We start from the raw sequence: 19,636 nt of genomic DNA, 5'->3' as shown, positions 1-19,636 counted from the left end.
GCGCCCCGGCGGGGCGCCCCCTTCGTCGTCCTCGGTGGGGGCTCAGCGGGCCGCGGGGGCGCGGGTGAACGTGCGCGTGAGGGCCGCGCCGAGCAGGGCTCCCGCCGCGACCACCGCGGTGGTCACCGCGGCGACCTGCCAGGCGACCGGGCCCATCTGGGCCAGCCGACCGCCGCCGAGCGGCCCGGCCGAGGCGGCCGCCAGGATCCCGAGCAGCACACCGGCCACCGGGCCGGCGACGGCCGCCGGGCCGAGCAGCGGCCCCCAGGCCAGCGGCGTCCGCTCGTCGGCGGCGAGCCGGATCAGCCGGCGGGCGAGCAGCCATCCGGCCGTCATCCCGGCCAGCACCGGCACCGCGAGCAGCCCGGCGCCGAGCCCGTCCATCGGGCCGCGCGGCAGGCCGGCCAGCAGCGGTACGGCCGGCAGCACGCCCACGGAGACCTCGCTCGTGCGCACGGCCGTGTCGGTGCCCACGGCGAACCCGGGACCGAGCAGGTAGCTGGCCGACCAGATCGTGGCGTTCGGCGCGTACGCGAGACTGACCAGGATGATCCCGGCCTGCCCGGCCACCCCGGTCCGGTACGCGCCGATCATGTCGGCCGCGTCACCGCCTCCGGTGGCCACGGCGAGCCCGGCGGCCCCGGCCCCGGCGGCGAGCAGCAGCAGGCCGGCGACCAGGCCGGTGCGGACGCCGTCCCGGGCGAGCGCCGGCGCGCGCTCGGCGAGCAGGGCGGCCACCCCGGTGATCCGCGCGGCGCCGGCGAGCGCGGCGCCCGCGCCGACCAGCGCGAAGGTCACCCCGGCGCGGACGGGTGACGCGGCCGGGCCGCCCAGGTCGGACAGTACGGCGGCGAGGACGCCGAGCGGCGCGTACCCGAGGCCGACCGCCCCGGCGGCGGTGAGCGCCTGCCGCGGTGAGCGGCCGCCGCGGGCGCCCATGGCCCGGCTGACGTGCACCCCGGCGCGGGTCAGACGCCAGATCACCAGCGCGGTGAGGGCCAGCGGGGCGAGCCCGAGCGGCCCGGCGTCGGTCCGCAGCGGCACGCCGTGCCCGAGCAGCCAGCCCGCCAGCCCCGCCCGCAGGGCGCCGACGACCGAGCCGGCGTCCTCGCTGAGCTGGGCGAGGCCGAGGACGATCGCGACCGGCAGGTACGAGGTGAGTCCGGCCCCGAGGGCGGCCACCGCCGCGGCCACCGCGAGCGGCGCCCGGGAGCGCGGCGACCCACCGGCACGCGGGGCGGGCACGCGCCCGCCGGTGGCGGCACGGCTCGCCGGCCGGCCGTCGGCGGTGATCGCACCGGAGCGGCGGGTCTGCTCAGGGGTGTCGGGGGACATCGCGTCTACTCTGGCACGCCGTGTCCCCGGCGGCAGTCCGATACCGCCGCGCCACGGCCACGAGTTCCGATCTCCACGGTGCGCACCGGGACGTGCGCCGCCGCCCCTGGCACGCCCCCGCGGGGTGCGCGGGCCGGGCCGCGACCGCACGGGCGGAGAAGGCGGAGGGGGCCGACCGGTTCCGGTCGACCCCCTCGGCAGGCACCGTCCACTCAGCCAGCGGACATGATCTCCCGCATCAGGCGGGCGGTCTCGGTCGGCGTCTTGCCGACCTTGACGCCGACCGCCTCCAGCGCCGCCTTCTTCGCCTCGGCGGTGCCGGCGGAGCCGGAGATGATCGCACCGGCGTGGCCCATGGTCTTGCCGGGCGGCGCGGTGAAACCGGCGATGTAGCCGACCACCGGCTTGGTGACGTTGGCCTTGATGAACTCGGCGGCCCGCTCCTCGGCGTCGCCGCCGATCTCGCCGATCATCACGATCGCGTCGGTGTCCGGGTCGGCCTCGAACGCCGCGAGGGCGTCGATGTGGGTGGTGCCGATGATCGGGTCACCACCGATGCCGACGCAGGTCGAGAAGCCGATGTCGCGCAGCTCGTACATCATCTGGTAGGTCAGCGTGCCGCTCTTGCTGACCAGGCCGATCCGGCCCGGGCCGGTGATGTCGGCCGGGATGATGCCGGCGTTCGAGGCACCCGGCGAGGCGATGCCGGGGCAGTTCGGCCCGATGATGCGGGTCCGCTCGCCCTTGGCCACGTTGTACGCCCAGAACGCGGCGGTGTCGTGCACCGGCACGCCCTCGGTGATGACCACGGCCAGCTCGATCCCGGCGTCGATCGCCTCGATCACCGCGGCCTTGGTGAACTGCGGCGGTACGAAGATCACCGTGACGTTCGCCCCGGTCTCCTTCATGGCGTCGGCCACGGTGGCGAAGACCGGAAGGGCCGTGCCGTCGAAGTCGACGGTCTGCCCCGCCTTGCGCGGGTTGGTGCCGCCCACGATGTTGGTGCCGGCGGCGAGCATCCGCCGGGTGTGCTTGGAACCCTCGGAGCCGGTCATCCCCTGCACGATGACCTTCGAGTCCTTGGTCAGCCAGATTGCCATGATCAGACCCCCGCAGCGGCCAGCTCGGCGGCCCGCTCGGCCGCGCCATCCATGGTGTCCACCCGCTGGATCAGCGGGTTGTTCGCGCCGTCGAGGATCGCCCGGCCCTCCTCGGCGTTGTTGCCGTCGAGCCGGACGACGAGCGGCTTCGTGACCTTCTCGCCGCGCTGCTCCAGCAGGGCGAGCGCCTGGACGATGCCGTTGGCGACCGCGTCGCAGGCGGTGATGCCGCCGAAGACGTTGACGAAGACGCTCTTCACCGAGGGGTCGGAGAGGACGATCTCCAGCCCGTTCGCCATCACGGCGGCGCTCGCGCCACCGCCGATGTCGAGGAAGTTCGCCGGCTTGACGCCGCCGTGCCGCTCACCGGCGTACGCGACCACGTCGAGGGTCGACATGACGAGGCCCGCGCCGTTGCCGATGATGCCGACCTCGCCGTCGAGCTTGACGTAGTTGAGGTCCTTCTCCTTGGCGGCCTGCTCCAGCGGGTCCACCGCGGCCTGGTCGACGAGCGCCTCGTGGTCCGGGTGGCGGAACGCGGCGTTCTCGTCGAGGCTCACCTTCGCGTCGAGCAGCAGCAGCTTGCCCTCGCGGGTCTTGGCGAGCGGGTTCACCTCGACGAGGGTCGCGTCCTCGGCGACGAACGCCTTCCAGAGCCCGACGGCCACCTCGACGACCTGGTCGGCGACGTCGGCCGGGAAGCCGGCGGCGTCGACGATCTCGCGCGCCTTCGCCTCGTCCACGCCCTCGACCGCGTCGATCGGCATCTTGACGACCTTCTCCGGGGTCTCCGCGGCGACCTGCTCGATGTCCATGCCGCCGGCGACGCTGGCGATGCAGAGGAAGGTGCGGTTCGCCCGGTCGAGCAGGTAGGAGAAGTAGTACTCCTCGGCCACGTCCGCGGTCACGGTGATCATGACCTTGTGGACGGTGTGACCCTTGATGTCCATGCCGAGGATGTCGGTGGCCCGGGCCACCGTCTCCTCCGCGCCCTCGGCCAGCTTCACGCCGCCGGCCTTGCCCCGGCCGCCGACCTTCACCTGAGCCTTGACGACCACCCGGCCGCCGAGGCGTTCGGCGATCGCGCGGGCCTCCTCCGGGGTCGTGGCGACGCCGCCGGCGAGCACGGGAAGTCCGTGCCGCTCGAACAGGTCCCGCCCCTGGTACTCGTACAGGTCCACGATTGCGCGTCCCGTCCCGTCTCCGCGGCGCGCCGTCGCGCCGCCACCAGCGTTTGGAAAACAGTTTGACGCCTGTCATCACTTGAAACAGGCCATTGGCCGCAGCCTAGCGAGGTGGGCACCGGCGGCAACCGAGCGGGTGCGCGGTGTGCGGTAATGCACAACCACCCTCCGGACGTGGTCGCGTATCAGCCGTCCGGGCGATGTTGCGGTGGGTGCGTAACCCCTCCGGGAGGGCGTCGTTGAGTCAGGTGTCGGAGCGCTGGTCAGCGCGAAGACGGGAGACGGCCGATGCCCTGTCGGTCGAGGGGTGGCGGCGGGGCATCGTGCATAGAGGGGCCGGACGTGTGAGGGGTGCGTCCGGCCCCTCCCCCTGTCCGGGGGTCGGCGGGCTCCCCGCCGGAGGTCGGCCGTGTCCCCCGCCCGGGACGCGCGCTCCGCCGTCGGGCCGGCGCAGCTCACCGGCTGCGCGTTCGACGTCCGGTCGGCTCAGCTCACCGGCTGCGCGACGTTCTGCCGCACCCACTCCACGATCGAGGCGGTCGTGGCGCCCGGCGTGAAGATCTTGGCGACGCCCAGGCGCTCCAGCTCCGGGATGTCGGCGTCGGGGATGATGCCGCCGCCGAAGACCACGATGTCCCGGGCGTCGCGCTCGGCGAGCAGTTCCAGCACCCGGCGGAAGAGGGTCATGTGCGCGCCGGAGAGCACGGATAGGCCCACGGCGTCGGCGTCCTCCTGGATGGCCGTCTCGACGATCTGCTCAGGGGTCTGGTGCAGGCCGGTGTAGATGACCTCCATACCGGCGTCGCGGAGGGCACGGGCGACCACCTTCGCGCCGCGGTCGTGGCCGTCCAGGCCGGGCTTCGCGACGACGACCCGAATACGAGAGCTCATCAGCGCACACCTTTCACCGGCTCGGCGGCCATTCACCTGAACGAACGGTAACCCGCGCGACGGGGGGTCGGAAATCCGGGCCGGAACTCCGTGCCGACCGGCGCCCCGACGCGACGCCCTCGACCGGCCGCCCCGACGCGACGCCCTCGACCGGCGCCCCGGCGCGGCGCGACCGGCGTGGGGTGGTGGGCCCGCACCGCGCCGTACCGGCGCCCCGGCGCGGTCCACCGGCGTGGTGGGCCGTGCAGCGCGCGCCGTCAAGCCGGACGACTCCGCCGTATCGGTCACGCTCCGCGACGAACGGACAGTAACCAGGGCGCCGATCGGCGTCGCGAGGCGCGACAATCTCGGACGCAAACGGACAGATCGCCGCGCCAATTCGGCGCTCCGGCTTGTGACTCGTGTTGCAGTTGGCTAACGTGTCCACGGTTGTCATCAGGTCCATGGACGGGTGACGACGTGGTCAGCGGAGGTTCACCCGAGCGTCACCGACGTCCGCCGGCCACTCGGAACCCCGACAACGGAGGGTGTGCGTGCGCCAGCGCCTGTCGTCTGAGCCCGATAGATATCGCGGTCGCCGCCGCGTACCCACCCCACCGCGGAGCCGCTACGCCGCCGTCGTCACCACCGCGTTCGTCGGCGCGGGCATCGTGGCGCTCGGCGCGAGCGCGCTGCCCGACGCGAAGGACTTCAACCCGGCGGCCCTCGACGAGATCAGCCAGTCGTCGATCACCAGCGCCGACGCCGCGGCCCGCGAGAAGGCGGGCGACCGCGCCTCCCGGGACAGCGCCCGGGGCGAGGAGGCGGCCGAATCCGACGCATGGCTTCTGCCCCTGCAGGGTTACGACCTCAAGTCGTCCTACGGCGAGCGCTGGGGCAAGATGCACACCGGCGTCGACCTGGTCGCGCCCGAGGGCACTCCGTACGTCGCGATCCACGCCGGCACCGTCACGAAGGCCGGCTGGTTCGGCGGCTACGGCTACGCCGTGATCGTCCAGCACCCCGACGGCAGCGAGGCGATCTACGGGCACTCCTCCGTCCTGAGCGTGCGCGAGGGGCAGCAGGTCAAGGCCGGCGACCAGCTCGGGCTGGTCGGCAACACGGGCCACTCCTACGGCGCCCACCTGCATCTCGAGATCCATGTCAAGGGCGAGCCGATCGACCCCAAGCCCTGGCTCTCCGAGCGCGGAGTGGACATCGAGCTGCAAGTGGAGGCGTACTTCAACGACGTAGCGGCCTCCTGACGCTCCGTATCGCCCGTTGACCGCCCGGATCAACCGATCCGGGCGGTTTTCTGTGTGCGCCGGTAACCTGCGTCACCCGGACGAGTGTGACCACCGCCACGCCTTGGCATGATCACTTAGCGGGTCAGAACGGCCACGACGGGACATACCGGGGCGGCCGATGACCCGCGCCCCGTCCGTCCACCCCGCCCCCTCGATCGCCGCGGCCCCGCGGTTCACCAGGATCTGTCGGGTCCAGCCCCTCGACACGTGAAGGTCCACCGTGCAGGAAGACAGCAGCATCCAGAACGGGCAGCCCGCCGACGCCGAGGTGGTGCGGCACCGCCGGCCGGCCGGACGCGTCCGGCTCCTCGTGGTCGGAGCGGTCGCCGTGGTGGGCATCGGTGTCGCCGGCGCCGCCATCGCCACGACCGGGCACGACTCCGCACCCGCGCCCGTCTCGCTCGACGCCCAGGCACGTGCCGACGCCGCCGCCCGGGCCGACCGCTCCGCACGCGAGTCGAGCGCGCCGGTCACCCCCTCCGCCACGCCGCTGAGCCCGACCCCGAGCCCGACCAGCGCCCAACCGTCGCCCTCGGCGACGTCGGCCACGCCGAAGCCCAAGCCGACGGTGAAGAAGACGACGAAGCCGAAGCCGGCCTGGGTCATCCCGATGAAGGGCGCGACGATCACCTCCTGCTACGGCCCCCGCTGGGGCACCCTGCACGCGGGGATCGACTTCGCCATGCCCGACGGCACCCCGATCCACGCCGCCTTCGGCGGCACGGTGGTGAAGGCCGGTGACGCCGGCGACGGGTACGGCAACTCGGTCTTCATCGACCACGGCAACGGCTACCTGACCCACTACGCCCACCAGAGCCGGATCGCCGTCAGCGTCGGCGACAAGGTCACCGCCGGCGAGGTCATCGGGTACGAGGGCGCCACCGGCGACGCCACGGGCCCGCACCTGCACTTCGAGGTGCACAAGGGCCAGATGTGGAACCAGATCGACCCGGCACCGTTCCTGCGGGCCCGGGGCATCGACGTGGCCTGCTGACGGCCCGACCCGACACGCGTGGTGCGGGAGGCGACCCTCCCGCACCACGCCCGGTGCTCACCGGCCCTGGTCGCCCACGACGTCCAGGACCCAGACGACGCCGAAGCGGTCCGTGAGCATCCCGTAGAGCGGCGCCCACGGCGCCGGCCCGAGCGGCCGCACGACGGTGGCTCCGCCGGACAGCCCCTCCCAGTACGCGGTGATCTCCTGCGCGCTCTCGCCACGGACGGACACGAAGAAGGAGTTCTCACCCCGCTCCCAGGGCATCGCCGAGGGGACGTCGTAGGCCATCACCTGGAAGCCGTTGTCGGCGGCCACCTGGCCCCACATCACCTGGTCGGCCTCGGCGGGCTCCGACACGGCGCCGGCGTCCCGGTAGGTGACGACGGCGAGGTCGCCACCGAACACGGACCGGTAGAACTCGAGCGCGGATCGGGCGTCACCCCGGAAGTTCAGGTGGGTGACGGACTTGATCGACATGGTGTCTCCTCACGTGCGCCGTTGTTGGCGCGGACCACCGTCGCAGGAGTAGCGGTCAGATTGTGGCCGCTTGTCGGCGCACCATGGAGTGATGCCGACGACGTCAGCCCGACTGCTCTCACTGCTCTCGCTGCTCCAGGCACGCCGGGACTGGCCGGGGGCCCTGCTCGCCGAGCGGCTGGAGGTCAGTCCCCGCACGGTGCGCCGCGACGTCGACCGCCTGCGCGAACTCGGCTACCCGATCGTGGCCAGCCGGGGCCCCGACGGCGGGTACCGGCTCGGCGCCGGCACGCGACTGCCCCCACTGCTCTTCGACGACGAGCAGGCAGTGGCCCTCGCCATCGCCCTCCAGACCGCCGCCACCGCCGGCGCCGGCATCGAGGAGGCCGCGACGCGCGCGCTCACCACCGTCCGGCAGGTCATGCCGGCACGGCTGCGCCACCGCGTCGACGCCCTCCAGGTCACCGCCGTCGACGCCGCCCCTCCGGATCCGCCGGCCGACAGCGGTGTGCTGGTGGCGCTCAGCGCCGCCGTCCGCGCCCGCGAGGTGCTGCGCTTCGACTACGCGCGCGCACGGGGATCCGACGACGGCGGGTCTCCGCCGAGACGGGTGGAGCCCCATCACCTCGTCACCTGGGGCGGGCGGTGGTACCTCGTGGCCTGGGACCTCGACCGGCGGGACTGGCGTACCTTCCGCGCCGACCGGATCACCCCGCGCACCCCCACCGGCCCCCGCTTCACCCCGCGCGAGCTGCCCACCGGTGACGTGGCCGCCTTCGTCACCGGCAGGTTCCGCGGCGCCGACGGCTCGGGCGACTGGCCGTGCCGGGGCGAGGTGATCCTCGACCTTCCCGCCACCACCGTCGCCACCTACACCCGCGACGGGATCGTCGAGGAACTCGGCACGGACCGCTGCCGGCTCACCCTCGGCTCGTGGTCGTGGGCGGGCCTGGCCGCCGCCATCGGCAGGTTCGACGCGGACATCGAGGTCGTCGGGCCGGCCGAACTGCGGGACGCGTTCGCGCGCCTGGCCCGCCGCTACGCCCGGGCGGCGACCGGCGCGGTCAGCTGAGCCGGACGGCCGGCCCCGAGGCGCCCGCCCGTCACCGCCGGGACCGCACCGTCAGAGCTTGTCGATCGGGGCGTGCCGCAGCACCAGCCACAGGGTCTGGTCGCCGAAGTCGATCTGGGCCCGGGCGCCCGGGCCGTGCCCCTCCACCACGAGCACCCGACCCAGCCCGTAGCGCTGGTGGTTCACCCGGTCGCCGGCGGCCACCTTCGGCGCCTGCGGCAACTCGCTGGCCGTGGTGAGGCGGCTGCCGTCCACACCGAGCCGGCGGGCCAGTTGGGCCGCCTTCGGCGTACCGCCGGTGAAGCCGCCGCGCCCGCCGGGCGCGCGGTCCGCGCGGCCGCCGACGCCGCCTCCCCCGCCGGCCCACGAGGTGTACGACCCCTCGGTCCGCTCCCAGCGCACCAGCTCCGGCGGCAGCTCCTCCAGGAAACGCGACGGCGGGTTGTAGGCCGGCTGCCCCCACGCGGAGCGGGTGACCGCCCGGGAGAGGTAGAGGCGCTGCCGGGCACGGGTGATCCCCACGTACGCCAGTCGCCGCTCCTCCTCCAGCTCGCGGGTGTCGCCGAGCGACCGCAGGTGCGGGAACACGCCGTCCTCGAGACCGGTGAGGAATACCACCGGGAACTCCAGGCCCTTCGCCGTGTGCAGGGTCATGAGGGTGACCACGCCCTGGTGCTCCGGGTCGTCGGTGGGCACCTGGTCGGCGTCGGCGACGAGGGCGACCTGTTCGAGGAAGCCCGCCACGGTGGCCCGCTCCCCCTCGGCCCCGGTCGCCTCGATCCGCTCCGTGTACTCCCGGGCCACGCTCACGAGTTCCTGGAGGTTGTCGACCCGCCCGGCGTCCTGCGGGTCGATGCTCTCCTCCAGTTCGCTCAGGTAGCCCGAGCGGGTGAGCAGCGCCTCCAGCACCTCCTCGGGCGTGCCGGTGTCGGCCAGCTCGCGGGCGCCGTCCAGCAGGGCCACGAAGTCGGCGATGCCGTTCGCGGCACGGGTGGAGATGCCCGGCGCCTCCTTCGCCCGCCGCAGCGCCGCGCCGAAGGAGATCCGCTCCCGGCTGGCGAGGGCCTCGACGCACGCCTCCGCCCGCTCACCGATCCCCCGGCGCGGCGTGTTGAGGATCCGGCGCAGGCTGACCGTGTCGTCGTCGTTGACCACGGCGCGCAGGTAGGCCAGGGCGTCCCGGACCTCCTTGCGCTCGTAGAAGCGCACCCCGCCGACCACCTTGTACGGCAGGCCGACCCGGATGAACACCTCCTCGAAGACGCGCGACTGGGCGTTGGTGCGGTAGAACACCGCCACGTCACCCGGACGCGCCTCGCCGTCGTCGACCAGCCGGTCGATCTCGCGGGCCACCCAGTCCGCCTCGGCGTGCTCGGTGTCGGCCACGTAGCCCACGATCCGCTCGCCCGGCCCGGCGTCGCTCCACAGCCGCTTCGGCTTCCGCGACGTGTTGCGGTCGATCACCGCGTTGGCGGCGTTGAGGATCGTCTGGGTGGAGCGGTAGTTCTGCTCCAGCAGGATCGTCCGGGCGTCGGTGAAGTCCCGCTCGAACTCCAGGATGTTGCGGATGGTCGCGCCCCGGAACGCGTAGATCGACTGGTCCGCGTCACCCACCACGCAGAGCTCGGCTGGCGGCAGCCCCTCGGTGCCGGAGACCAGCTCCTTGATCAGGACGTACTGGGCGTGGTTGGTGTCCTGGTACTCGTCCACCAGCACGTGCCGGAACCGCCGGCGGTAGGTCTCGGCCACGTGCGGGTGCGACTGGAGCAGGTGCACCGTCGTCATGATGAGGTCGTCGAAGTCCAGCGCGTGGGCCTCGCGCAGCCGGCGCTGGTAGAGCGTGTACGCCTCGGCGAGCGCCCGCTCGTTGGGGCCCTTCGCCCGGGCCGCGAAGGACTCCGGATCGACCAGCTCGTTCTTCAGGTTGGAGACCTGGGCGGCGAGCCCCCGCGCCGGGTAGCGCTTCGGGTCGAGATCCAGCTCGCGGGCCACCATCTGCATCAGCCGGCGCGAGTCGTCCGCGTCGTAGATCGAGAACGTGGACTTCAGCCCGGCGTGCTCGTGCTCGGCCCGCAGGATGCGTACGCACGCCGAGTGGAACGTCGACACCCACATGAGCCGCGCCCGCGGGCCGACCAGCGCGGCGACCCGCTCCTTCATCTCACCGGCGGCCTTGTTGGTGAACGTGATCGCGATGATCTCCCCGGGGTGCACGTCCCGCGCGGCGAGCAGGTAGGCGATCCGGTGGGTGAGCACCCGCGTCTTGCCGGAGCCGGCGCCCGCGACGATCAGCAGGGGCGAGCCGGCGTGGGTGACGGCGTCGCGTTGCGGGCCGTTCAACCCCGTCAGCAGTTCCTGCGGGTCGAGACGGCTCCGACCGCCGCCGGGCCGGTGCGGGCGGGCAGGCTCGGGCGCGGGCGGGGACGCGGGGATGTCGAAGAGAGGATGCATCGCACGGCGAGTCTATGCCGCCGGCCGGACACTCCCGGACCGCGCACGCCCGACCCGGCGGGGAAGGCCGCCTCTCTGACGCGTCCCGGCCGCGGACGGGCCCCCTCGACGCCCACCGATGCCGTGCTCCCGGCCGGTGTCCGCCCGGTTCGTGGGATTCCTTGCGCGCCGGCCCCTGGGGTGGGCATACTCGACGGCGTGTTCGGTCAGCGTTACTACTTTTACTACGGCACCGGGAGTCCGGCTGCCGTAGGTCGCGCCTGATCGACAGACCTGCGAAGAAGCCCCGGGCTCCTGGAGCCCGGGGCTTTCTCGTGCCGGGTTCCGGGCTCCGGGCACGACGTCCGAGGGGTACGGCGATGATGACAGACGTGGCGCAGCAGAACGGCGGCCCGGCGCCGCGCGGCGACGAGGCGGCCGACGCGCCCGGTGAGCAGCGGGCGGCGACGCCCGGTGCGGGGGCAGCCGGCGGCGCGACCGCGCCCTCCGGCGCGACCGCGCCCTCCGGTGCGACCGCGCCCTCCGGTGCGACCGCGCCCTCCGCGGCCGGGGATTCTCGCGCGACGGTGAACCCCGGTGGGGCCGCGGACTCCGGTGCGGCAGCGGGCGGCCCAGGGGCCTCTGGCGCGGTGAACGGCTCGGCGGCCGGGGCTGACGGCACCGCCGGCGGATCGACCGGTGACGCGCCCGCGACGGCCGCCATCGGGACGCCGGGTGTTCCGCACGTCCTGGACGCCGGTACGCAGGAGCCCGCCGCGGCGGCCCGCATTCGGGAGATCCGGCAGCGGATCGACCAGATCGACCAGGCGATCATCGACCTGTGGCAGGAACGGGCCCGGCTCTCCCAGGAGGTCGGCGCGACCCGCATGGCCTCGGGGGGCACCCGGCTGGTGCTCTCCCGCGAGCGGGAGATCCTGGAACGCTTCCGGGTGGCGCTGGGCTCCGACGGTACGCAGCTGGCCCTGCTGCTGCTCCGCGCCGGCCGCGGCCCCCTCTAACCCCCACCCCCCTGCCCCCCCTGCCCCCTGCCCCCCTCCCCGCCCCCACCCCGGCGACCTCTCCCCCGTGATCATGAGGTTGGCGGGCGATTCGGAGATCGAAAAGCCCGCCAACCTCATGATCACCGGTGCATCGCGGGACGCGGGCGCGGGGCGCGGGCGGCGCGGGCGCCGCGGGGCCGACCGGTGCCGGGAACGCGGAACCGCCTGCCGGCGTCGTCGGGACGCCGGCAGGCGGTTCGAAGGAGTGTGTCAGGCGGCCTCGTGGGTGGCCACGATCTCCCGCTTCTCCGCGAAGTGGCACGCGCTCGGGTGGTCCGAGCCCTGCCGGATCTGGAGCAGCGGCACCTCCTGGGCGCAGACGTCCTGCGCCTTCCAGCACCGGGTGCGGAACCGGCAGCCCGACGGCGGGTCGGCCGGCGACGGCACGTCACCGGTGAGCCGGATGATCGCCTTGTGCTCCCGCACGGTCGGGTCCGGCACCGGCACGGCCGACAGCAGCGCCTGGGTGTACGGGTGCGTCGGCCGCTCGTAGATCTCGTCCTCGGTGCCGATCTCCACGATCTTGCCGAGGTACATGACGGCGACCCGGTCGCTCAGGTGGCGCACCACGGACAGGTCGTGCGCGATGAAGATGTACGCCAGGCCGAACTCGTCCTGGAGCTTCTCCAGCAGGTTCATGACCTGCGCCTGGATCGACACGTCCAGCGCCGACACCGGCTCGTCGCAGACGATGATCTCCGGGCGCAGGGCGAGCGCCCGGGCGATGCCGATGCGCTGCCGCTGGCCGCCGGAGAACTGGTGCGGGTACCGGTTGATGTGCTCCGGGTTGAGACCCACCAGGTCGAGCAGTTCCTGCACCCGCTTGCGGCGGCTGCCCCGCGGAGCGGCGTCCGGGTGGATCTCGAACGGCTCGCCGATGATGTCGCCGACGGTCATCCGCGGGTTCAGCGAGGTGTACGGGTCCTGCATCACCAGCTGGATCTGCCGGCGCAGGCGGCGCAGCGCCCCACCGGAGAGCTTGGAGATGTCCTGGCCCTTGTAGTGCACGGTGCCGGCGGTCGGCTTCTCCAGGTTCATGAGCACCCGGGCCAGCGTCGACTTGCCGCAGCCGGACTCGCCCACCACACCGAGGGTCTCGCCCTGACGCAGGTCGAAGGAGACGCCGTCGACCGCCTTGACGTGGCCGATGGTCTTCTTGAACACCACACCCCGGGTGACCGGGTAGTGCTTGACCAGGTCACGGACCTCGAGGATGTTCTCAGTCACGGTTCACCAGCTCCTCGGCGAAGTGGCAGGCGCTGGCACGGCCGGTGCCGATCTGCAGCAGCGGCGGCACCTTCTCCCGGCAGACCGGCTGCGCCATGGGGCAGCGCGGGTTGAACGGGCAGCCCGGCGGGATGTTCATGAGGTTCGGCGGGAGGCCCTTGATGGTGCGGAGCTGCTGCCCCTTCTCGTCCAGCCGCGGGATCGAGTTGAGCAGGCCGAGCGTGTACGGGTGCGCCGGCTTGGCGTACAGGTCGTACACGTCGGCTTCCTCGACGATCCGGCCGGCGTACATGACCGCGATCCGGTCCGCGACGTCGGCGACCACGCCGAGGTCGTGGGTGATCAGGATCATGCCCATCTGCCGCTCGCGCTGCAGCTCGGCGAGCAGGTCCATGATCTGGGCCTGCACGGTCACGTCGAGCGCCGTGGTCGGCTCGTCCGCGATCAGCACCTCCGGGTCGAGCGCCAGCGACATGGCGATCATCGCCCGCTGCCGCATGCCGCCGGAGAACTGGTGCGGGTAGTTGTTGAACCGGCCCTTGGCGTTCGGGATCTTGACCTGGTCGAGCATCTCGATCGCGCGCTTCTTGGCGTCCGAGCGGCTCATGCCGCGCCGGACGCGGAACTGCTCGGCGATCTGGAACCCGACGGTGAAAACCGGATTGAGCGCGGAGAGCGCATCCTGGAAGATCATGGCGATCCCCTCGCCACGGATGCGGCGGCGCTCCTCGAAGGACATCTTGAGCATGTCCTTGCCGTGGAAGCGCACCTGCCCGCCGGTGACGTGGCCGGGCGGGGTGTCGAGGATGCCCATGATCGTCTGCGCGGTGACGCTCTTGCCGGAGCCGGACTCGCCGAGCACGGCGAGGGTCTCCCCCGCGTCGACGTGGTACGTGACCCCGTTGATGACCTTGGCGACGCCGTCGCGGGTACGGAACTCCACCCGGAGGTCGTCGACCTCGAGCAGCCGGCCGGCCGGACGCCCGGCGGCGCCGGCAGCGGACTGCTCGGACACGAGAATGTCGGACAACTGGATCTCCCCTAGCGGAGTTTCGGGTCGAGCGCCTCGCGGACCGCCTCGCCGAGCATCACGAAGCTCAGCACGGCGGCGACGAGGAACGCGGCGGGGAAGAAGAGCAGGTACGGGGCCACCCGGACCAGGTTCTGCGCCTCGTTGATGATGATGCCCCAGGAGACCACCGGCGATTTCAGGCCGACGCCCAGGAAGGAGAGCGTCGCCTCGGCGCCGATGAACGAGCCGACCATGATCGTGCCGTACACCAGGATCGGGGCCAGGCAGTTCGGCAGCAGGTGCTTGAGGATGATCCGGCCGGTGCCGGCACCCAGCGCCCGGGCCGCCACGATGTAGTCGGCCTCCTTGGTGGCCAGCACCGAGGAACGCATGAGCCGCATCACGACCGGCCAGCTCAGCACGACCAGCGATGCGATGACCAGGCCCTTGACCTCCCACTCGCTGTTGTTGGTGCCGGTGCCGTTGAACGTCGTGAGGATGACGATGGCGCCGAGCACGAACGGGAGGCCGAAGAAGACGTCGGCGATGCGGGAGAGGAGGGCGTCCACCCAGCCGCCCCGGTAGCCGGCGATGATGCCCATGGTGCCGCCGATCAGCAGTACGCCGAGCACCGAGAGCAGGGCCACCACGATGGACGCGTTGGCGCCGTAGATCGTGCGGGCGAAGACGTCCTGGCCCTGGATGTCGTAGCCGAACCAGGCGTGGCCGGACGGCTTCTCCAGGCTGCGGCTCAGGTCACCGGCGGTCGGGTCGGCCGAGGTGAAGAGCGAGGGGAAGGCGGCCATCACCACGAAGAGCAGGATGAAGGCCGCGGAGATCCAGAAGAGCGGCTTGCGCCGCAGGTCCCGCCAGGCGTCGCCGAGCAGGCCGCGCGGCTTGTCCTGCTTGGCGTTCTCCGGCAGGCCGGCGTTGGTGGGACCGCCGACCTCGGTGGGCTGGTGCGCGGGGGGCGTGCTGACGATGGAGGCAGCGGTCGGGTCACTCATAGCGGATCCTCGGGTCCAGGGCGGCGTAGAGCAGGTCCACCAGCAGGTTCATCACGAGATAGACGACCACCAGGATGACCACGATGGAGACCACCGTGGCGCTCTCCTTGGTGGTGATCGCCCGGTAGACCGTCCCGCCGATGCCCTTGATGTTGAAGATGCCCTCGGTCACGATGGCGCCGCCCATGAGGGCGCCGAGGTCGGTGCCGAGGAGAGTGACGACCGGGATCAGGGAGTTGCGCAGCAGGTGCACGCCGACCACCCGGCGCATCGGCAGGCCCTTGGCGATCGCCGTGCGGACGTAGTCGGAGCGGCGGTTCTCCGAGATGCTCGTCCGGGCGACCCGGGCGATGTACGCCATCGAGGCGCTACCCAGGACGAAGCCGGGAACGATCAGTTCCGAGAGCCGCATCTCGCTCGACACCGTGGGCTCGACGATGTGCCACTGCACGCCGAACAGCCACTGGAGCAGGAAGCCGATGACGAAGATCGGCAGCGCGATGAGGAAGAGCGTGGAGACCAGGACCAGGTTGTCCAGGAAGCTGTTACGCCGCAGACCGCTCAGCACACCCGCCGTCAGACCGATGACCGCCTCGATCGCCAGGGCCACCAGGGCCAGCTTCAGCGTGTTGGGGTACGCCGCGACGATGATCTCGTTGATCGAACGGCCGCTCCAGGTCGTGCCGAAGTCCCCCTGGAAGAGGTTCTTCATGTACGTGGCGTACTGCACGTACCACGGCTGATCCAACTGGAACTTCTCGGTCATCATGGCGACGAAGCCGGGCGGGCACGGCCGCTCGCCGCACTTGCCGGCGAACGGGTCGCCAGGCACCATGACCCAGACCAGATAGTAGATCATGAATGTCGTCCCGATGAAGACAGGAACGAGTTGGAGCAGCCGTCTCAGCAGATAACGGCCCATGGGGTGGTCCTCCAGACAGGGGGCGCGTCGGCGACCGACACGCGTGACGACGTGTCGAGGGGTATTTTGCACCCCTCGCGGAACGGCCCCAGGTCGGGCTCACCTTGTAGGTGAGCCCGACCTGGGTCAGACCGTGCGGATCAGAGCTCGACGGAGGTGATGTCGATCTCGCCGACGTTGGTCAGCTCCACCTTCTTGATCTTCTCCGAGTGGCCGGACTGCTGGCCCTGGAAGTAGACCGGGATCGAGGGAACGTCCTGGTCGATCAGGGCGACGGCCTCGGCGAACTTGGCGTGCGCCTCGTCCAGGTTCTTCGCGCCGCTGGCCTGCTTGGCGAGGGCGTCGACCTCCTTGTTGCTGTAGAGGCCGTCGTTCGAGGAACCACCGGTGACGTAGAGCGGGTTGACCCAGTTCTCCACGTCCGGGTAGTCCTGCTGCCAGCCGGCACGGTACGGGCCGGTCATCTTGTGGGCGTTGATCTGCTGACGGAAGACCGCGAAGGTCGGGATGCCCTCGGCGCGGGCGTTGATGCCCAGCGTGTTCTTCACGCTCTGCGCGACGGCCTCCATCCACTCCTTGTGGCTGGCGTCAGCGTTGTAGTAGAAGACCATCTCGCCCTGGAAGCCACCGGCCTCGGCCAGGAGCTTCTTGGCCTCGTCCGGGTTGTACTGGCAGGCGGTGCAGTTGCCGGCCTTGGCGCCCGGGGTCAGCGGGTTGGCCCAGCTGTCGGCCGGCGTGCGGTTACCGAAGAAGATCTTCTCGGTGATGTCCTGCCGGTTGATGGCGAGCGAGACCGCCTTGCGCAGCTTGGGGTTCTTGTACTTCGGGTCGTAGATCGGGAACGCGATGATGCCCGTGGACGGCGTGGTCGACTGGATGGCCCGGTCGCCCAGGTCGTTCTTCCACTTGTCACCGGCGAGCGCGGAGACCGGGACCTGCTGCTGGAAGTCGAGGTTGCCAGCGAGGAGGTCGTTGTAGGCCGCCGTGTCCTCCTGGTAGAGCTTGACGTCGACGTCCTTGATCTTCATCTTGTCACGCAGCGCGTAGTCGTCGAAGCGCGTCAGCTTGATCATGACGTCGTCTTCCCACGACACGAACTTCACCGGGCCGTTACCGATCGGCTTGCGGCCGAAGTCGTCCGGCTTCTGGGTGAAGAACACGTCCGGCAGCGGCACGAAGGCGCTGTAGCCGAGCTTGGTCGGGAACACCGCGGTCGGCGCGGCGAGGGTGACCTCGAAGGTGTAGTCGTCGATCACCTTCAGGCCGGACATCTCCTTGGCCGCCGGCTCCGGCGCCTGCTTCGGGCCGTCGCCGTCCGGGTCCTCGGACTGGACCTGGTCGAAGCCCTGGATGTCGGCGAAGAAGCTGGAGTTCTGCGCGCCGTTCGGCGAGTAGGCCGCCCAGTTCCAGGCCTTGGTGAAGTTCGCGGCCTTCACCTCGGTGCCGTCGTGGAACTTCAGGCCCTTCTTGATCTTGATGGTGTAGACCTTGGAGTCGGTCGTCTCGATCGACTCCGCGACGGCGTTCTGCGGCGCGCCACCGTTGTTCGGGTACTCGACGAGCCCGGTCCACAGGTAGTCGATGATCGCGCCACCACCGGTCTCGGTGGTGTTCGCCGGAACCAGGGGAACCTCCGGCTGGGTACCGTCGATGACGATGGCGCCGTCCGTGCTGGTGCCGGCGTCGCCGCCGTCGTCGCTGCCCGAGCATCCGGACGCGATGAGCGCGACCGCCGCGCTCAGCGCGACCGCGCTGCTCGTCCGCTTCGAGACTCTCATTCCGAGGGGCCTCCTCTTTCTAACCTGGTTCCGTCGTGGGTTTCACGCACGTCTGGGGGTGACGTCACCGGCGGCCCTGGTAGCACGACCGCCGAACACCACTTGGGGGTCGGGACACCCCCCTGGTGCACCGATCCGCCGGGCCCCCGCCCGGTCGCGCTCGACACCGCGCAGGCGTCGCTTCCACGGACCGCAGCCGACAGCGGCGGGCGTGGTCGTCAGGCCGTACGGAGTGCCTCACACGGGGGGCGAGGTGCAAGCAACTGTGACACTGACCAGCCGGTTCCGTGAAGGTGCCGTTATCAAGACGTTAGTTGCCCGCCACGTTGCCGATACTTGAGAAAAGATCATGAAACACGCAGCTCATGCCGCTCTGACCAGGTAAGACCTCGTCTCACCGTTGCGACCGACGGCGTACGCTCGGGGCCTGTGAGCTTCCCCCCGTCCGCCCCGGCCCTCGACGACGTCCACCGCGCGCTGGCAGTTTTTGCCCATCCGGACGATGTCGAGTTCGGCTGTGCGGGCACGATCGCCGGCTGGGTGGATGAGGGTATCGAAGTCGCGTACCTCATCGCCACCCGGGGGGACGCGGGCGGATTCGACGAGACCGCCCGGGAGGAGATGCCCCGGCTGCGCGAGGCGGAGCAGCGGGCCGCCGCCGCGGCGGTCGGCGTCCGGCGGGTGCACTTCCTCGACGGCTACCCCGACGGCGCGCTCACCCCGAGCATGGCGCTGCGCCGCGACATCACCGCGGCCATCCGCCGCTTCCGGCCGGACCGGGTGCTGACCAGTTCGCCCCTGCGCCGCTGGGAACAGCTCTCCGGGCCCAGCCACCCCGACCACCTCGCCGTCGGCGAGGCCACCACCTGCGCCATCTACCCCGACGCGCGCAACCGCTTCGCCCACCCCGACCTGCTGGCCGAAGGGCTGGAGCCGTGGGTGGTCCGGGAGGTCTGGTACGCGGGCGGGCCCGCCCCGGACCACACGGTCGACATCACCGAGCGCTTCGACCGGAAGGTCGCCGCGATGCGGGCCCACCGCTCACAGACCGGGCACTTCGACGTGGAGGGCTGGGTACGGGACCGGCTCACCACCGTCGCCGACAACGCCGGCCTGCCGCCGGGACGGCTGGCCGAGGCGTTCACGGTGCTGCGGACGGAGTGAGACGTTCAGACCAGCCGGCGGTCGGCCGCCCAGCGGGACAGCTCGTACCGGTTGGACATCTGGAGCTTGCGCAGCACGTTCGACACGTGCGTCTCGACCGTCTTGATCGAGATGAACAGCTCCTTGGCGATCTCCTTGTACGCGTACCCGCGCGCGAGCAGCCGCAGCACCTCACGCTCCCGGTTGGTGAGCTGGTCCAGCTCCGGGTCGGCGACCGGCGCGTCCGGCCGGGCCGCGAACGCGTCCAGCACGAACCCGGCCAGGCGGGGGCTGAACACCGCGTCGCCGTCGGCCACCCGGCGGATCGCCGCGGTCAGCTCGTCCGGCGAGATCGTCTTGGTGACGTAGCCGCGGGCGCCGGCCCGGATCAGCCCGATCACGTCCTCGGCGGCGTCGGAGACGCTCAGCGCCAGGAACTTGACCTGCGGGTGCGTACGCCGCATCGCCTCCAGCACCGCGCGGCCGCCGCCGTCGGGCATGTGGACGTCGAGCAGGACCACGTCCGGCACGGTCGCGGCGATCCGATTGACCGCCTCGGCCACCGTGCTCGCCTCGCCCACCACCTCGACGTGCGCGCCGAGCTCGGCCCGTACGCCGGCGCGGAACATGGCGTGGTCGTCCACGAGGAACACGCGCAGCCGCTCGGCGCGGACACCCGCTCCCTCGACCGGCTCCATCGACTGGTCGGCCATC

At 71.8% G+C, this 19,636-nt stretch carries 17 protein-coding genes; 5 read left to right on the top strand and 12 right to left on the bottom strand.

Annotated features, from left to right (window positions below):
- Positions 1-42: 42 nt before the first annotated feature.
- The 4 genes from D7I43_RS14085 to D7I43_RS14070 form a co-directional block, all read right to left on the bottom strand.
- Positions 43-1,335, bottom strand: a complete 1,293-nt coding sequence (locus D7I43_RS14085; protein WP_120328942.1) for a cell division protein PerM — start codon at positions 1,333-1,335, stop codon at positions 43-45.
- A 212-nt stretch (positions 1,336-1,547) separates the two neighbouring features.
- Positions 1,548-2,435: a succinate--CoA ligase subunit alpha gene (gene sucD, locus D7I43_RS14080; RefSeq protein ID WP_120328941.1), complete on the bottom strand. Its 888-nt coding sequence runs from the start codon at positions 2,433-2,435 to the stop codon at positions 1,548-1,550.
- Positions 2,436-2,437: 2 nt separating this feature from the next.
- On the bottom strand, positions 2,438-3,616 hold the full coding sequence (sucC, locus tag D7I43_RS14075; protein ID WP_120328940.1) for an ADP-forming succinate--CoA ligase subunit beta: 1,179 nt from the start codon (positions 3,614-3,616) through the stop codon (positions 2,438-2,440).
- A gap of 489 nt (positions 3,617-4,105) precedes the next feature.
- The gene (locus tag D7I43_RS14070; protein WP_120328939.1) at positions 4,106-4,510 is read right to left on the bottom strand and encodes a coenzyme B12-dependent isobutyryl CoA mutase small subunit; all 405 of its coding nucleotides are present in this window, start codon (positions 4,508-4,510) and stop codon (positions 4,106-4,108) included.
- A 533-nt stretch (positions 4,511-5,043) separates the two neighbouring features.
- Between D7I43_RS14070 and D7I43_RS14065 the strand changes: the two genes are divergently transcribed.
- Together D7I43_RS14065 and D7I43_RS14060 are read left to right on the top strand one after the other, a co-directional pair.
- Positions 5,044-5,754, top strand: a complete 711-nt coding sequence (locus D7I43_RS14065; protein ID WP_120328938.1) for a M23 family metallopeptidase — start codon at positions 5,044-5,046, stop codon at positions 5,752-5,754.
- 280 nt (positions 5,755-6,034) lie between these two features.
- Positions 6,035-6,790, top strand: coding sequence for a peptidoglycan DD-metalloendopeptidase family protein (locus tag D7I43_RS14060; protein ID WP_406109292.1), 756 nt, complete (start codon positions 6,035-6,037; stop codon positions 6,788-6,790).
- Between the two features lie 57 nt (positions 6,791-6,847).
- Here D7I43_RS14060 and D7I43_RS14055 read toward each other — a convergent pair whose 3' ends face one another.
- Positions 6,848-7,270, bottom strand: coding sequence for a VOC family protein (locus D7I43_RS14055; RefSeq protein WP_120328936.1), 423 nt, complete (start codon positions 7,268-7,270; stop codon positions 6,848-6,850).
- A gap of 91 nt (positions 7,271-7,361) precedes the next feature.
- On the opposite strand from D7I43_RS14055, the gene D7I43_RS14050 reads away from it, so the two are divergent.
- Positions 7,362-8,342, top strand: a complete 981-nt coding sequence (locus tag D7I43_RS14050; RefSeq protein ID WP_120328935.1) for a helix-turn-helix transcriptional regulator — start codon at positions 7,362-7,364, stop codon at positions 8,340-8,342.
- Between the two features lie 51 nt (positions 8,343-8,393).
- On the opposite strand, the gene pcrA is transcribed toward D7I43_RS14050, so the two are convergent.
- The gene (gene pcrA / locus D7I43_RS14045; protein WP_120328934.1) at positions 8,394-10,793 is read right to left on the bottom strand and encodes a DNA helicase PcrA; all 2,400 of its coding nucleotides are present in this window, start codon (positions 10,791-10,793) and stop codon (positions 8,394-8,396) included.
- Between the two features lie 629 nt (positions 10,794-11,422).
- Here pcrA and D7I43_RS14040 point away from each other — a divergent pair.
- Positions 11,423-11,791 carry a chorismate mutase gene (locus D7I43_RS14040; protein ID WP_420870213.1) on the top strand — a complete coding sequence of 123 codons (369 nt, stop codon included), beginning with the start codon at positions 11,423-11,425 and terminating at the stop codon, positions 11,789-11,791.
- 252 nt (positions 11,792-12,043) lie between these two features.
- Here the strand turns inward: D7I43_RS14040 and D7I43_RS14035 are convergent, their stop codons facing one another.
- From D7I43_RS14035 to D7I43_RS14015, 5 genes are all read right to left on the bottom strand, one after another.
- Positions 12,044-13,060, bottom strand: coding sequence for an ABC transporter ATP-binding protein (locus tag D7I43_RS14035; RefSeq protein WP_120328933.1), 1,017 nt, complete (start codon positions 13,058-13,060; stop codon positions 12,044-12,046).
- Complete coding sequence (locus tag D7I43_RS14030; protein ID WP_120328932.1) at positions 13,053-14,075, bottom strand: ABC transporter ATP-binding protein; 1,023 nt, start codon at positions 14,073-14,075, stop codon at positions 13,053-13,055. The genes D7I43_RS14035 and D7I43_RS14030 overlap by 8 nt, the downstream gene beginning before the upstream one ends.
- Before the next feature lie 26 nt (positions 14,076-14,101).
- The gene (locus D7I43_RS14025; RefSeq protein ID WP_120328931.1) at positions 14,102-15,079 is read right to left on the bottom strand and encodes an ABC transporter permease; all 978 of its coding nucleotides are present in this window, start codon (positions 15,077-15,079) and stop codon (positions 14,102-14,104) included.
- On the bottom strand, positions 15,072-16,001 hold the full coding sequence (locus D7I43_RS14020) for an ABC transporter permease (RefSeq protein WP_120328930.1): 930 nt from the start codon (positions 15,999-16,001) through the stop codon (positions 15,072-15,074). The genes D7I43_RS14025 and D7I43_RS14020 overlap by 8 nt, the downstream gene beginning before the upstream one ends.
- Positions 16,002-16,141: 140 nt before the next feature.
- Entirely contained in the window at positions 16,142-17,779 is a 1,638-nt protein-coding gene (locus D7I43_RS14015) for a peptide ABC transporter substrate-binding protein (RefSeq protein WP_120328929.1), read from the bottom strand.
- A gap of 429 nt (positions 17,780-18,208) precedes the next feature.
- On the opposite strand from D7I43_RS14015, the gene D7I43_RS14010 reads away from it, so the two are divergent.
- Positions 18,209-18,943: a PIG-L deacetylase family protein gene (locus D7I43_RS14010; RefSeq protein ID WP_204985187.1), complete on the top strand. Its 735-nt coding sequence runs from the start codon at positions 18,209-18,211 to the stop codon at positions 18,941-18,943.
- A 5-nt stretch (positions 18,944-18,948) separates the two neighbouring features.
- Here D7I43_RS14010 and D7I43_RS14005 read toward each other — a convergent pair whose 3' ends face one another.
- A complete protein-coding gene (locus D7I43_RS14005; protein ID WP_120328928.1) occupies positions 18,949-19,635 on the bottom strand; it encodes a response regulator in 687 nt (228 codons plus the stop codon).
- Position 19,636 lies beyond the last annotated feature (1 nt).

This window comes from Micromonospora globbae (genome assembly GCF_003610785.1).
GTDB lineage: Bacteria > Actinomycetota > Actinomycetes > Mycobacteriales > Micromonosporaceae > Micromonospora > Micromonospora globbae.
This window is presented reverse-complemented; position numbering and strand designations above follow the sequence as displayed.